Origin of the sequence: Nocardioides sp. NBC_00163 (genome assembly GCF_045206295.1) — a bacterium.
Taxonomy (GTDB): Bacteria; Actinomycetota; Actinomycetes; order Propionibacteriales; family Nocardioidaceae; genus Nocardioides.
In genome coordinates this window covers 3,684,228-3,698,749 of the sequence record NZ_CP108155.1, presented here as the reverse complement: position 1 = coordinate 3,698,749, position 14,522 = coordinate 3,684,228, and the positions used below count along the sequence as shown (strand labels likewise).

Annotated in this window: 14 protein-coding genes; 5 read left to right on the top strand and 9 right to left on the bottom strand. The window is 68.9% G+C overall.

Annotated features, from left to right (window positions below):
- Positions 1–42 precede the first annotated feature (42 nt).
- The gene (locus OG801_RS17810; RefSeq protein WP_406030176.1) at positions 43–1,032 is read left to right on the top strand and encodes an aldo/keto reductase; all 990 of its coding nucleotides are present in this window, start codon (positions 43–45) and stop codon (positions 1,030–1,032) included.
- A 150-nt stretch (positions 1,033–1,182) separates the two neighbouring features.
- Positions 1,183–2,397 (top strand): MFS transporter, encoded by a 1,215-nt coding sequence (locus OG801_RS17805; RefSeq protein ID WP_406030174.1) that lies wholly within the window; start codon positions 1,183–1,185, stop codon positions 2,395–2,397.
- On the opposite strand, the gene OG801_RS17800 is transcribed toward OG801_RS17805, so the two are convergent.
- The 3 genes from OG801_RS17800 to OG801_RS17790 form a co-directional block, all read right to left on the bottom strand.
- Positions 2,377–3,087, bottom strand: a complete 711-nt coding sequence (locus OG801_RS17800; RefSeq protein ID WP_406030172.1) for a maleylpyruvate isomerase family mycothiol-dependent enzyme — start codon at positions 3,085–3,087, stop codon at positions 2,377–2,379. The two genes, OG801_RS17805 and OG801_RS17800, sit on opposite strands and share 21 nt — an antisense overlap.
- 10 nt (positions 3,088–3,097) lie before the next feature.
- Positions 3,098–3,973 (bottom strand): phosphotransferase family protein, encoded by an 876-nt coding sequence (locus OG801_RS17795; protein ID WP_406030171.1) that lies wholly within the window; start codon positions 3,971–3,973, stop codon positions 3,098–3,100.
- 73 nt (positions 3,974–4,046) lie between these two features.
- Positions 4,047–4,586 carry a CGNR zinc finger domain-containing protein gene (locus tag OG801_RS17790; RefSeq protein ID WP_406030169.1) on the bottom strand — a complete coding sequence of 180 codons (540 nt, stop codon included), beginning with the start codon at positions 4,584–4,586 and terminating at the stop codon, positions 4,047–4,049.
- A 64-nt stretch (positions 4,587–4,650) separates the two neighbouring features.
- Here OG801_RS17790 and OG801_RS17785 point away from each other — a divergent pair, with 64 nt between their 5' ends.
- Complete coding sequence (locus tag OG801_RS17785; RefSeq protein ID WP_406030167.1) at positions 4,651–5,832, top strand: MFS transporter; 1,182 nt, start codon at positions 4,651–4,653, stop codon at positions 5,830–5,832.
- 11 nt (positions 5,833–5,843) lie between these two features.
- Here OG801_RS17785 and OG801_RS17780 read toward each other — a convergent pair whose 3' ends face one another.
- From OG801_RS17780 to rplK, 6 genes are all read right to left on the bottom strand, one after another.
- Positions 5,844–6,611, bottom strand: coding sequence for an amino acid ABC transporter ATP-binding protein (locus tag OG801_RS17780; RefSeq protein ID WP_406030165.1), 768 nt, complete (start codon positions 6,609–6,611; stop codon positions 5,844–5,846).
- On the bottom strand, positions 6,611–7,423 hold the full coding sequence (locus tag OG801_RS17775) for an amino acid ABC transporter permease (protein WP_355019338.1): 813 nt from the start codon (positions 7,421–7,423) through the stop codon (positions 6,611–6,613). The genes OG801_RS17780 and OG801_RS17775 overlap by 1 nt, the downstream gene beginning before the upstream one ends.
- Positions 7,420–8,211: a transporter substrate-binding domain-containing protein gene (locus tag OG801_RS17770; RefSeq protein WP_406030163.1), complete on the bottom strand. Its 792-nt coding sequence runs from the start codon at positions 8,209–8,211 to the stop codon at positions 7,420–7,422. The genes OG801_RS17775 and OG801_RS17770 overlap by 4 nt, the downstream gene beginning before the upstream one ends.
- 79 nt (positions 8,212–8,290) lie before the next feature.
- On the bottom strand, positions 8,291–9,853 hold the full coding sequence (locus tag OG801_RS17765) for a carboxylesterase/lipase family protein (RefSeq protein ID WP_406030161.1): 1,563 nt from the start codon (positions 9,851–9,853) through the stop codon (positions 8,291–8,293).
- Positions 9,854–10,007: 154 nt separating this feature from the next.
- Positions 10,008–10,724, bottom strand: a complete 717-nt coding sequence (rplA, locus tag OG801_RS17760) for a 50S ribosomal protein L1 (RefSeq protein WP_355019341.1) — start codon at positions 10,722–10,724, stop codon at positions 10,008–10,010.
- Between the two features lie 61 nt (positions 10,725–10,785).
- A complete protein-coding gene (rplK, locus tag OG801_RS17755; RefSeq protein WP_355019342.1) occupies positions 10,786–11,214 on the bottom strand; it encodes a 50S ribosomal protein L11 in 429 nt (142 codons plus the stop codon).
- Between the two features lie 212 nt (positions 11,215–11,426).
- Here rplK and OG801_RS17750 point away from each other — a divergent pair, with 212 nt between their 5' ends.
- Both OG801_RS17750 and OG801_RS17745 read left to right on the top strand, forming a co-directional pair.
- Entirely contained in the window at positions 11,427–12,620 is a 1,194-nt protein-coding gene (locus OG801_RS17750) for a lytic murein transglycosylase (RefSeq protein ID WP_355019343.1), read from the top strand.
- Between the two features lie 115 nt (positions 12,621–12,735).
- A complete protein-coding gene (locus tag OG801_RS17745; protein WP_406030158.1) occupies positions 12,736–14,451 on the top strand; it encodes an alpha-glucosidase in 1,716 nt (571 codons plus the stop codon).
- Positions 14,452–14,522 lie beyond the last annotated feature (71 nt).

Here is a 14,522-nt window from a genome sequence, read left to right as displayed (position 1 = left end):
GCCGCGGGGTGCCGCCAAATCGGCGGGCAGTACGTTTGCGGCATGGAGAGCCACACCTTCGGAAGGATCGGTCGCTCGGCGTCGGTCATCGGTCTCGGCACCTGGCAGCTCGGCGCCGACTGGGGCGAGGTCAGCGAGTCGGACGCCCTGGCGGTGCTCGAGGCCGCGGTGGGCGACGGGGTGACCTTCCTCGACACCGCCGACGTCTACGGGGACGGCCGGAGCGAGCAGGTGATCGGGAGGTTCCTGCGGTCGCACGACGGGATCTTCGTGGCCACGAAGATGGGTCGCCGGGTGGACCAGGTGCCCTCGAACTACACGCTCTCCGCCTTCCGCGAGTGGCTCGAGCGCTCCCGCACCAACCTCGGGGTCGACACGATCGACCTGGTACAGCTGCACTGCCCACCGACGGAGACGATCGAGTCCTCGGCCACCTATGACGCGCTGGACACCCTGGTCTCGGAAGGGGTGATCGCTGCGTACGGCGTCAGCGTGGAGACCTGCGACCAGGCCCTGGCCGCGATCGCGAGGCCCAACGTGGCGTCCGTCCAGATCATCCTGAACGCGTTCCGGCTCAAGCCGCTGGATCTGGTGCTTCCGGCGGCCGCGGAGGCCGGCGTCGGGATCATCGCGCGGGTGCCGCTGGCCTCCGGACTGCTGTCAGGTCGCTACTCGGAGTCGACCACCTTCGCCGCCGACGACCACCGCACCTACAACCGCCACGGCGAGGCCTTCGACGTCGGCGAGACCTTCTCCGGCGTCGACTACGCCACCGGGGTCAAGGCCGCCCAGGAGTTCGCCGCCCTGGCTGCCGAGCACGGCCCCGAGGGTGCGACGCCCGCGCAGGTCGCCCTCGCCTGGGTCGCTCAGCAGCCCGGCGTCACCACCGTCATCCCCGGTGCCCGCAACACGTCCCAGGCCCACGCCAACTCCGCCGCCGGCTCGCTGCCCGCGCTCTCCGACGAGCTGCTCGCCGGCGTACGCCAGATCTACGACACCCACTTCCGCGAGGCCATCCACTCCCGCTGGTGACGATCCCCCGCCGAGGCGTCACTCGCGTCGGCCGAGTGGGCACCTCGTTGCCGATTCGGCCGACCTGAGTGACGCCTCAGTCGACGGGCGTGACGTCTCGGTCGGCGTACAAATAGTGAGCCTCGGTAACGAATCGGGCAGAGTAAAGGGGTGACGACGGAGACGACGACGGAGTTCCGGTTCCGAGACATCGCGCTGGTGGCGTACGCGCCCTCGATCGTCAGCTCCATGGGACACGGTGCGGTGATGCCGGTCCTGGCGCTTCGGGCCTCCGACCTGGGGGCGGACGCGTCGACCGCCGCGTTCGTGGTCGCGCTGCTCGGGATCGGGTCGCTGGCCACCTCGTTGCCCGCCGGGTCGTTGGTGGCACGGATCGGCGAGCGGCGGACGTTGATGGGCGCCGGGGCTCTCGACGCGGTCGCGATGACCGTGGCGTTCCTCAGCAGCTCGGTCGCCGTGCTCGCGATCGCCGTGTTCGTGAGCGGGATGAGCTGGACGGCGTTCCTGATCGCGCGGCAGGGCTTCCTCATCGACGCGACCCCGCTCTCGCACCGGGCGCGGGCGATGGCGCTGCTGGGCGGCTCGTTCCGGCTCGGGGTCTTCGTCGGACCCCTGCTCGGCGCCGGGCTCATCCATGCCTTCGGCCTCCCCGTGGTCTTCCTGTTCGCGGCCGCGACGTCGCTGTGCTCGGCGGTGATCGGCGGCTGGATGCCCGAGCTCGGCCGGACTCGCTCGCGTGAGCAGGGGCATCTGAGCGTACGCAGCGTGTTGTGGACCCATCGCCGGACCTTCGCCACGCTCGGGGTGGCGGTGGTGATCATCGGGATCTCCCGGTCCGTACGCACCGGCCTGCTCCCGCTCTGGGCCGACCACATCCACCTGGAGGCGTCGGTGGTCTCGCTGCTCTTCGCCGGGGCGGCCCTGGTCGACATCGCCCTCACCCTTCCCGGCGGCTGGCTGCTCGACCACCGCGGGCGTCAGGTCGTGGCGATCCCGGTGGTGCTCGCCGTCGGCCTCGGCTGCCTGCTGCTCCCCCTCACCCACGACGCGCTCAGCCTGGGCGCGGTGATGGCGCTGATCGCCGTCGGCAACGGCCTCGGCTCGGGGATCGTGATGACGCTCGGCGCCGATGCCGCACCGGAGGACGGACGCGCCCAGTTCCTCGGCGGCTGGCGGCTGTGCGGTGACCTCGGCGGCACCGGCGGACCGCTCCTGGTCTCCGGTCTAGCCGCGGTCTTCTCGATCGCCGCCGCCCCTGTCGCGCTCGGGCTCTTCTCGCTCGCCGGAGCGGTGTGGGTCGGCTACTGGACCGGCCATGCCGACCGTTCGCGGCTTCAGGCTCGACTAGGGGACGAGCGCACGTGAGAGCGCTTCGGCGAGGGCTGCCTCGTCACCGGTGACGGTCAGCGCGGCGGACCGGGGCGTCGTACGACCCCAGAGGAGCAGCGCCAGGTCACGAGCGGATCCGGTGACGAACACCTTCTGCACCGCGTTCGGAGCGCCGATCGCCCAGGTCTGGTCGATGTCGGTCGCGGTCAGCTCGATGCGGGTGACGATCTTTCGCGTGCGCTTCAGTGCGATCTGCCGCGGGTACATCACGGTCAGCACCTCGTCGACCGTGTCCGCCCAGAGCTCCGGAGTCGCCTCGGGTGCGTCGAGCCCGAGCGCAGTGCGGATGTCCCAGAGGTGGACCAGGGTCTCGTGCACCTGGCGCCGGAACCAGAACGAGACCGGCCCACGGCCGTCCTCGGTCAGCCCGTTGAGGATCCGGCCGGTCGCCTCCGGCCCCAGCGCCGAGAGCGTCTCGCGCAGCCCGGCCGCCTGCTCCTCGTAGGCCGCGACCAGGTCCAACGGCACCGGCAGCGGCGCCTCGTCCTCGTCGCGCGCCATCGCCGCCGCCCAGTGGTGCACCCCGGCCAGGTGATCGGCCAGGTCGCCGATCGACCAGTCGTCGCAGGACGGAACCGGCACGTCCGGGTCGGCCTGCTTCAGCGCGGCCACGAACTCGGCCTGCAGCACACCGAGGGTCACGAAGTAGTCGTCAGGCGTTGGCACGACGCAGACCCTACTTGCACCGCAACAGGACCGTGGCGAGCCGCTCCTCCAGGCGCTCCAGGTCGGCGGAATCGGTGATGAACGACGTCTTGCCGGGCGGCGGGAGGAAGCCGACGATGTCCATCACGTCGAAGTAGGGCTGCGGCGGGCGACCGGTCGTCGTGGCGTACGCATCGGCGAACCGGTCCGCGACCTCGGTCCCGTGCAGGATCGCGAGATTGCTCGCACAGTGGGCAACGTCCAGCCAGGCCGGCCCGATCGACGTCTCCACCCAGTCGACGACACCGCTGATCTCGCCGCGCTCCCACAGCACGTTGCGCGGCTGGAAGTCACGGTGGATGAAGCAGGGTTCGTACGTCGGTGGCTCGCTACGCAGCAGCGCAAAGGCGTCCTCCCACAGACCTGCATCCGAGGCCCACACCGGGACGACGAACTTCGCCTCCCACGCCCACGACTGGTAGCTGCGTACGTCGATCGTCGGCTCGACCGCATGAATACTCGCCAGCAGCTCGGCGAGCCGCAGGAGCGAAGCGTCGTCTCTCCGCTGCGGCTCGATCGCCCCCGGAAGCAGCGTCATCAGATGCGCCGGGTGTCCACACCTGTCCCCCGTGGCGTCGAGCGCGAGCGACCGCGGCGCAGGCACCTCCGTGGTCGCGAGCATCCGCTGGATCTCGCTCTCCCGGGTGGTGAGCGGCTCACCGTGCGTACGCCACGGCTCGTTGGTCATCAGCCGGAGAACGACTGCCTCGTGCAGCCTTGGGGTGATCGCCAGCATGGTCGACGTCCAGCCACCGGAGAGGCGTCGCACGTCATCGATTTGTTCCCCCAACACTCCCTCGGCCCACTCGAGCGCGGCAGAGCAGTCAACCCCGGGATCGGTTCGCACGCGGCAACTCTAGAAGGCAGTCCGGGACGTTCCCGCCCATTACTCGGCCGTAGATGGACCAGAACGTCCCGGACTACTTCTGTCGGGCGCGGTGGGCGGCGGCCTTCACGCGGCTCTGGCAGCGGGTGGAGCAGAAGCGGCGGCCGGCGTTCTTGGAGGTGTCGACGAAGACCCGGTCGCACGGGTCGGCCTGGCAGACGCCGAGGCGGCCGGCCAGGTCGGAGCCGATCGCCAGCGCGAGGCCAGCGGCGATTCCCGCGCCCCAGCCGATGACGAGGCCGGGGTCGCGTCCGTGGAAGTGCAGCGCCCAGCCTCCTCCGCGGGCCCGGTCGAGCTGTGGGACCGAGCCCATCTCGCGCATGAGCACGTTGACCGCGGTGGCGGCGGTGTCGAGGTCGCCGCCGGCCGCTGCCTCGAACACGACGCGCAGCGACTCGGCGAGCGCGACCATCCCGTCGGCGTCGCCTTCCTCGACCTGGGGTCGGTAGTCGGGACGGGCCAGCAGGTCGCTGACTACCTGCGCCCGCCGGCCGGTCGGAGGCGGCTGCACCGGGTGGGTGCCGTCATGCCCAGGGGTGAGCGCGTTGACGAGCTTGCAGGCCTGCTCGGTCACCGTATGCACGTGACTGTCGAAATGTATTTGACCAGTCACGAGTTCGGGTCCCACCGTCTCCTCCATGACTGTCATTCAACCATTGACCAGTCACGGACGCACACGGTGGCCGCGATCCCTCGTCGTGCTGGTCATCGCCCGAGCGGTCAACCGGCTGGGTTCGTTCGCCATGGCCTTCATGGCGGTCGCCCTGGTCGAGGTGCATGGGGCCTCCCTCGCCACGGCCGGTGCGGTCGTGACGGCCTTCGGTGTCGCCACCATCCCCTCGCGGCTCCTCGGCGGGTGGATGGCCGACACGGTGGGCCGCCGGCCGACCATCGTCGTGGGCCTCGTCGCCTGCGCGGTGGCCCAGCTGGTCATCGCCGCATCCCCTGGGATCGCCGGCGCACTGATCGGCGCGACGCTGCTCGGGCTGGCGTACGAGATCTACGAGCCCGCCTCTCAGGCGCTGATCGCGGAGTCGGTGGAGGTCGAGCGGCGGCCGCAGGCCTACGGACTCTATGGTGCTGCGATGGCGGTCGCCGGTGTGGCGGCAGGAGCACTGGCCGCCCTCGTGGGCGGCATTGATCTGCGCCTGCTCTTCGTCGCCGACGCGCTCACCTGTCTGTGCGCTGCAGTTCTCGTCCTCGCCCTCGTGCGTGACACCACGGCTCGGAGTCGGCGCCGGCAGCGGTCCGGGCCGAGTCCGTGGCGTGATCGCAGGCTCCTGACGATGCTCGCGCTCGGTACCGGGTTCGCCACCGCATGGATCCTGAGCACGATCGCTCTCCCGCTCACCGTCTCCGCCCGCGGGCACGACGCAGCGGCCACCGGCTGGCTGCTCGTGGTCGCCGCGCTGGTCACGATCGCCGGCCAGCGCCTTCTCCGTGGCGCCGCCGCCCGGCCCTTCACGCTCATCCGCGCAGGTCTGGTCCTGATGGCCGTCGGCTTCGCCGTGATCGCGTACGCAGCACCGCTGCCGCTCCTCGCACTCGGCTCCGCGATCGTCGCCCTCGGCGAGGTGCTTCTGCTCGGCCCACCGATCGCGCTCGTGGCCGGCCTGGCGGCGACCGACGGCTCGCGAGCGGGCTATCTGGCGGCGTACGGGACCTGCTGGGGGATCGCACAGACGATCGGGCCGATGGTCGCGACCGGTCTGTTGTCGCACGGGGTTCCGACGGTCTGGCTCGTCGGCGCGGGCCTCTGTCTCGGCCTCGCAGCCATCACCGCCAGCTGCGGCCGGATGCTCACCGAGGCAACTCGGTGAGCATCCGCGCCTCAGAGCACCCGGGCGAGGAACGCCTGGGTGCGTTCGTGCTGGGGGTTGCCGAGGACGTCGGCGGGGAGGCCCTCCTCGACGATCACGCCGCCGTCCATGAAGACGACCTTGTCGGCGACCTCGCGGGCGAAGCTCATCTCGTGGGTCACCACCATCATGGTCATACCGTCGGCAGCCAGGTCCTTCATGACCGCCAGAACGTCCCCGACGAGCTCGGGGTCCAGCGCGGAGGTCGGCTCGTCGAAGAGCATCATGTCGGGATTCATCGACAGCGCCCGGGCGATGGCGACGCGCTGCTGCTGGCCACCGGAGAGGTGAGCCGGATAGGCGTCGGCCTTGTCCGAGAGCCCGACCTTCTCCAGGTTGGCCCGAGCGATCTCCAGCGACTCGGCCTTACCGCGCTTGAGCACCTTCTGCTGCGAGACCGTCAGGTTGCGCAACACGGTCATGTGCGGGAACAGGTTGAACTGCTGGAACACCATCCCGATCCGGGCGCGCAGCCCGTCCACGTCGGCGTCCGGATCGGTGATCTCCTCGCCGTCGACCAGGATCGTGCCGCTGGTCGGCTCCTCGAGAAGGTTCACGCAGCGCAGCAGCGTCGACTTCCCAGAGCCCGAGGGCCCGATCACGCAGACGACCTCTCCCCGCGCGATGTGGAAGTCGATGCCCTTGAGCACTTCGTTGTCACCGAAGTACTTGTGCAACTGCTGTACGTCGATCACCGCCGCGCTGCGGTCGGCAGCCGGTGTCGTCTCGGTCTGGGTCATCAGCGGGCCTTCCCGGACTTGGCTTCCATGCGGCGTACGACGATCGAGAGCGGCACCGTGATCAGCAGGTAGCACAGCGCGATCGTGACCATCGGGGTCAGGTTGGCGAAGGCGTTCATGTTCTCGCGACCGAACGCGGTCAGCTCGTACTCGTCCAGCGACATCCCGAGGATGTAGACCAGCGAAGAGTCCTTGGTGAGCAGGATCAGCTCGTTGGTCAACGGCGGCAGGATGATGCGGAACGCCTGCGGGATCACGATCGTGACCATCGCGCGCGTGTGGGTCATCCCCAGAGTGCGGGCCGCTTCGTACTGCCCCTTCGGCACCGCCTGGATGCCCGCGCGGATCGTCTCAGCCATGTAGGCGCCGCCGACCAGACCGAGCGCCAGCGTCACTGTGACGATGTTGCCGAGGTTCACACCGAAGGCGATGGGCAAGCCGAGGCCGAGCACCAGGAAGACGACCAACGCCGGCAGCCCACGGAAAAGCTCGATGATGCCGGTGGAGATCCACCGGTACGGACCCACGCTCGAGAGCCGCATCAGCGCCAAGACCAGGCCCAGCGCCAGACCGAAGGCGAACCCGCAGGCGGTGTAGATGATCGTGTTCTTGAGCGCGATCAGGATGACATCGGGAAACAGCTGCGAGGCGATGTCGATGTCAAGGAACGCACGCCTGATCTCACCCCAGTCGGCGATCAGGGCAAGGACGACGACCAGCAGCACCAAGATGGCGTACTGGATGTAACGGACGAGCGCCGCGCGTTTGCGCGGCGACATCCGCTTCTTGGGAACTACGGCCGCGCTACTCACTGCGCGGCAGCCTCCCCGAACCACTTGTTGTAGACCTCGTCATAGGCAGCCTTGTCGTTGATGCCCTTGTTGAGCACGTCGAGCAGCTTGTCGTTGCCGCCCTTCTTGACCGTGAAGCCGTACGCCTCACCGGTCTGGAACTCGCTGGTGATCTCCATGTCCGAGTTGGACTTCACGAAGTCGTAGAGCAGACCGTTGTCGTTGACGCCCGCGTCGGCCTTGCCGGACTTGACCGCCTGCATCATCAGCGCGGAGTCCTCGAGCGTGATGATCTTGGTGTCCTCGGGGGCGTTCTCCTTGACGTAGTCGGCGCCGGTGGTCGCCTCCTGGACCGCGATGGTCTTGCCGCCGAGGTCGTCGAGCGACGCGTAGCCCGCGCCCTTCTTGGTCATCAGGGCCTGGGTCGCCTCGAAGTAGGGCTCGGTGAAGTCCATGACGTTCTCGCGCTCCTCGGTGATCGTCATCGCACCTGCGGCGACGTCACACTTGCCGGAGTTGAGGGCCTCGCCGGAGACGATGGTCTCCCAGCCGATGTTGACGACCTCGGTCTCGAGCTTCTCGGCGTCGGCCGCGATCTTGAGCACGTCGATGTCGAAGCCGACGACCTCGCCGCCCTCGTTGAACTCGAAGGGCTTGTAGGGAAGGTGCGTGCAGATGGTCAGGGTGTCGGCCGTGACCAGCTTCGCACCCGACGGGGAGGTGCCACCCTCGTCGCCGCCACCGCAGGCGGCGAGCGCCAGGCCGAGGACGGGAACGGTCAGGGCAGCAGCGAACTTCCGCAGATTCATGCGTGGCACTCTACGTGTCTTCGGCCGCCGATGGCCCGCTACCCCTTGAGGTGGCGGGCCATCGTAGTGAGATCGTGGGTCAACTGAGAACGGCGGCCCAGAACCCACAGTGGCTCGTCGCGGCCGTGTCCACCGGGCGAACCCCTGCCTCGCCAGGAGCCAGCTGGAGTACGTCGCCAGAGTCCCGGAAGGTCGGCCAACGAGGCGCACCGGGCGCGACCGGGCGACCGTGATGGGCGAACGAGGTCCAGTAGGCGACCATCGTGTCGGACAGCTTCTGCTGTCCTTCGTCGAGCTCGCCCAGGAGACCCGGGAACAGGAACGTCAGCTCGGTCGCGTGCTCCGCGCCCTCCTCGTAGCCCGGCAGGTCGATCAGCGGCGGGGCGCCCCGGTCGGCGAACTGGTAGGCGAAGACCGACACCCCGGCGGCCTCGAGCTTCGCGAACGCCTCCTGATGGGCGCAGGTGGACAGTGCACCGGCCGAGTCTGTACGGATCGCTGCCAGGGCGTGCCGCGGGTCGTCGTAGGCGCTCGCCGGGTAGAGGCCGAGGACGGCATCTGCGGCGGGGCCGTAGGTGCTGCGTACGATCTGCTCGTACTTGGCCACCGTGATCGGCTGCGGGTACTCGAGCCCGACGTAGAGCCGCATCTCGTCGAGGGTCGAGCCGTGCATCACCGGCACCCGGTTGAACCTTCCGGAGTCGATGGCTTCGGGATAGGTCCACGGCAGCACCCGCGGGTCGCCGACGACAGGTCCGGCGTTGAGCCCGGCAGCGCCGAAGGCCTCGATCAGCTCCTTGACGGGGGTGGCCCGCAGGCAGGCGGCCACGTCAGCCGCGTCGCCGCAGCCCACCGCGGCGGCGAGCCGCTGGCCCTCGGCCGCGGAGCCCGCGTCGCTGCGCGCGCCGGCCGCACAGCTCCCGCTCTGCGGGATCGCCTTGTGGAACAGTCCGGCGGCGGCCGGCGAGGCGATCTGGGCGCAGGTGTCGATCGACCCGGCCGACTCACCGAAGATCGTCACGTTGCCCCGGTTGCCACCGAAGGCAGCGATGTTGCGCTGCACCCAGCGCAGCGCAGCCTGCTGGTCGAGCAGCCCGTAGTTGCCGGACTCGTACGTCCCGTCCAACCCGGGATGCGCCAGCCAGCCGATCGCGCCGAGGCGGTAGTTGACCGTCACGACCACCACGTCACCCTCGACGGCGAGCTTGCTCGCGTCGTAGCCGGAGCTGGAGCCGGTGGTGTTCCCGCCGCCGTGGAACCACACCATCACCGGCAGCTTCCGCTTCGTCGGCCGGTCCGGGGCGAACACGTTGAGGAACAGACAGTCCTCGTCGTAGGTCGTCGCCCCTCCGTACGCCGGAGCCACCTGTGCACACTGGCTGCCCGGCTCGGTGGCGTCTCGCACCCCTGTCCACGAATCGGCCGGCGCTGGGGCGCGCCAGCGGAGCCGGCCGACCGGCGGGGCGGCGTACGGGATCCCCTGGAAGGTTCGGAAGCCGTCGTGGGCAACGCCGCCGACCGCTCCCTTGTCGGTCCGGACCACCGGTTCGGACGGTTCGGGCGGGTCGGCCGCGGCGGTGACGCCCGCCGCCGCGACCAGGGCCATGGCGAGGACCGGGACGAGAGCACGAAGTCTGAGCACCGATGTTCCTTTCGTCGACCGTCCGAACCTAGGGGGTTGGCACCCTCGCCCGGCAGTGACAGAGGAACAGAAAGAAGACGTACGCAGCGCACAAATGCATCGAGCGCCGCCGCCCGGTCTGGGCGACAGCGCTCGATGAGTTGGTCGGAGAGACTCAGCTCTCGTCCTCACCCGCCACGTTCTTGACGCGGTTGGGGTCGACCTGGACACCGGGGCCCATGGTGGTCGAGAGGGTGACCTTCTTCAGGTAGCGGCCCTTGGAGGAGGACGGCTTCAGACGAAGCACCTCCTCGAGAGCAGCGGCGTAGTTCTCAGCGAGCTGGGCCTCGGAGAAGGAGGCCTTGCCGATGATGAAGTGAAGGTTGGCGTGACGGTCGACGCGGAAGTCGATCTTGCCGCCCTTGATGTCGGACACGGCCTTGCCGGGGTCCGGGGTGACGGTGCCGGTCTTCGGGTTCGGCATGAGGCCACGGGGGCCGAGCACGCGGCCGAGGCGGCCGACCTTGCCCATCATGTCGGGGGTCGCGACGACGGCGTCGAAGTCGAGCCAGCCACCGGAGACCTTCTCGATGAGGTCGTCGCCACCGACGACGTCCGCGCCGGCCTCGCGAGCGGCCTCGGCCTTGTCCGGAGCCGCGGCGAAGACGATGACGCGCATCGTCTTACCGGTGCCGTGGGGCAGGCTGACGGTGCCGCGCACCATCTGGTCGGCCTTGCGGGGGTCGACGCCGAGACGCATGACGACGTCAACGGTCTCGTCGAACTTCTTCTTGCTGGAGGACTTGGCGATCTTGATCGCGGCCAGCGGGGCGTAGAGCTCGTTCTTGTCGAACGTCTCTTCCGCCGCGCGGTAGGTCTTGCTGCGCTGCATGGTGAATTCCTTAAGGGTTAAGAGGAGATGTGGTTAGCGAGCCAGCGCGGCTCTCCCACGGTCAGTCGGTGGTGACGCCCATGGAGCGGGCGGTGCCCTCGACGATCTTCATCGCGGCGTCGATGTCCTCCGCGTTGAGGTCGGGCATCTTGGTGGTCGCGATCTCGCGCACCTGGTCCTTGGTCAGCTTGCCGACCTTGTCCTTGTGCGGGACGGACGAGCCCTTCTTGAGGCCGGCGGCCTTCTTGATCAGCTCGGCGGCCGGCGGGGTCTTGGTGATGAAGGTGAAGCTGCGGTCCTCGTAGATGGTGATCTCGACGGGGATCACGTTGCCGCGCATGGCTTCGGTCTGGGCGTTGTACGCCTTGCAGAACTCCATGATGTTGACGCCGTGCGGACCGAGCGCGGTACCGACGGGCGGGGCCGGGGTCGCGGCACCGGCCTGCAGCTGCACCTTGACGAGCGCTGCGATCTTCTTCTTCGGAGGCATTCTTGAGATCTCTTCCTTCTCGTGGTCATGACGAAGCCGCTTGTACGTTGCGGCCTCTGCCACCTGCTGTGTTGCTCTCGCAACTGGTCAATTGTCCGTGATCCGTCCGGCTTCACGAAATCAGCGGAGGCGGCCCACTGAGTGAGACCCCCTGAGTGACGACCACCACTCCCCTTGGCATACTCCCCCAGGGATTTACAAAGGGAGCTGAATTGTTCAACCGACGTCTGTCCATGTTCGCCGCGCTCGTGCCGCTGGCCGCGCTCTCGGCGGGGTGGACCGCCGCTGCCACCGGCACCGGGTTCGATCCGGTCGAACCCGTGACGCTGCCCGGTGGCGAGACGCTGGTGACGTCGGCGATCGACCAGCCCGCGAGCGTCACCGAGCCCGCGCCCGCTCAAGGAGCTCGCAAGGGCGCCCGAACCGGCACGATCGCCGTCGCGATGGCGCAGGGAAGCGACATCCCGATGTCGGCACTGGCCGCCTACCAGCGTGCGGCCGCCGTCGTCACCACCGCCGACCGGGCCTGTGCCCTCGACTGGACGCTGCTCGCCGCCGTCGGGATGGTCGAGTCCGACCACGGGCGTCTGAAGAGCAGTCGGCTCGACGACTCGGGCAAGGCCACGCCTCCGATCTACGGTCCCGCACTGACCGCTCCCGCCGGCGACCCCGCACCCGACACCGACGCCGGTGCCGTCGACAAGCTCACCAGTGGCGACCGGGCTGTCGGGCCGATGCAGTTCATCCCCTCCACCTGGCCGTTGGTCGCCGTCGACGGAGACGGCGACGGCGTACGCGACCCGCAGGACATCGACGACGCCGCCCTCGCCGCCGCCGTCTACCTCTGCTCCGGTGACGAGGACGTCTCCACCGATGCGGGGAAGCAGGCCTCGCTCACTCGCTACAACCGCAGCGAGGCGTACGTCTCCACCGTCCTGAAGATCGCCAAGGGCTACGCCGACAGTCCCTACGGTGGCGACGACATCGAGCTCGCCGCCGCGCCCGCGCACGCCGAGCCGAAGCCAGGCCGCCCGGGGCAGAGTGCGGCGAAGAAGGCCGACCAGAAGCCCGGGAAGAAGAAGCCCCCCGCCGTCACCCCGAAGCCGAGCTCGGGCGCCCGGCCCTCGAACAAGCCGAGCCCGACCCCCTCGACGGCCCCGAGCCCGAGCCCCACCCCGACCGATGACGGCAGCTGGGCCTCGATCTCCGAGCGCCGCGGCATCTGTGCCGCCGAGCTGTCCTCCCGCTTCCCCGACCTCGCCGACGGCTGGGACACCAACCGAGCCGTCGACTCCTGCAGCATCCGGCTGCTCGGCAAGACCGTCACCCAGGCCAACGCCGCCGTCCCCGGAGTCGTCACCGACATCACCGGGTACGTCGAGTGGCTGATCAAGACGCTGCCGTAAGGCTTCCTTCCGACCCCGAATGCCCACTTGGCATTCGGGATAGGCTCGAAGCAGGGCCACAGTCGTCCAGGTCATTCTCGACACTGGCATGGTGGCAAACCCGAGGCGGTGGCACATGGCCGCACTCGGCGCGTCTCGGTCGGCCTCGGGCAACGAAGCGTGGTGGAAGTCGGCGGTGGTCTACCAGATCTACGTCCGCAGCTTCGCCGATTCCGACGACGACGGCATCGGTGACCTTCCGGGCATCCTGGAACACCTGGACTACCTCCAGGAGCTGGGGATAGATGTCATCTGGCTGTCCCCGGTCTACCGCTCGCCGCAGGAGGACAACGGCTACGACGTCAGCGACTACCAGGACGTCGACCCGCTCTTCGGCACCCTGGAGGACCTCGACCGGCTGCTCGCCGCGGTCCATCTGCGGGGCATGAGGCTGATCATGGACCTCGTCGTCAACCACACCTCGGACCAGCACCCCTGGTTCCTCGCCTCGCGCGGCTCGCGTGAGACGGCCACCTCCGAGTGGTACTTCTGGCGGGATGCCCGGCCGGGGACGGTGCCCGGTGAGCCCGGGTCGGAACCGAACAACTGGGGTGCATCCTTCGGCGGGTCCGCATGGGAGTGGGTGCCGGAGCGAGGCCAGTACTACCTGCACCTGTTCGCTCGGTCCCAGCCGGACCTGAACTGGGACAACCCGGACACCCGCGAGGCGGTCTTCACCATGATGAACTGGTGGCTCGACCGCGGCATCGATGGCTTCCGGATGGACGTCATCAACTTCATCTCCAAGGATCCACGGCTCCCCGACGCGCCGCTCAACCGCGACGGCTACGGCGACGGGATGCCGTACTTCAGCCATGGTCCGCGGATCCGCGACTATCTGTCCGAGATGAAGCGCCGGGTCTTCGACTCGCGGCCGAGCAGCTACCTCACCGTGGGTGAGATGCCAGGGGTCACACCCGAGCAGGCCCGGGAGTTCACCGACCAGGTGCACGGCCAACTCGCCATGGTGTTCCAGTACGAGCACGTCACCCTCGACGCGGACGGCGACAAGTGGACCCAACGACGAATGAGCGTGAAAGACCTGCGGGACACGCTCGCGAAGTGGCAGACCGCCCTCGGCGACACCGGCTGGAACAGCCTCTACTGGAACAACCACGACCAGCCCAGGGTCGTCTCCCGCTACGGCAACGACACGATGTACTGGCGCGAGTCGGCCACCGCCCTGGCCACGGTGCTGCATCTGCACCGGGGCACGCCGTACGTCTTCCAGGGCGAGGAGATCGGGATGACCAACACCCGGTTCACCGGCATCGACGACTTCCGGGACGTCGAGTCGCTCGACTACTACGCGAGAGCGGTCGGTACGCACCGCGTGGACGCCGCCGTCGCGCTGGACACCCTGCGACGCCGGAGCCGGGACAACGCGCGTACGCCGATGCAGTGGAGCGCCGCGTCGGGCGCCGGCTTCACGACCGGGAGCCCCTGGATCGGGGTCAATCCCAACCACAGCTGGTTGAACGTCGACGCACAGCGTGGCGCGCCGGGCTCGGTCTATGAGTACTACCGCGCCCTGATCGCACTGCGGCACCGCTTGCCGGTCGTGGTGGACGGGCACTTCGCCGCCATCGACACCGGCCGTGACCAGATCTACGCCTTCCGGCGCCAGCTGGGTGACGTGACCCTCACCGTCCATGCGAATCTGTCCGACCTGCCGGTCTCCGTCGACCGCGACGACCGGGTGGCTCGTGAGCTGGTGCTGGCCAACTACCCCCGGAGCAGGATCGATCCCGATCGGCTGGAGCCCTGGGAAGTCCGCGTCTACGTGAGGTGAGGGCCCGGCGGTTAGGCTGGGGCCAAGACTGCAGGACACCTGCCGCTCGACGCGGACATCGCGGGGGGCAC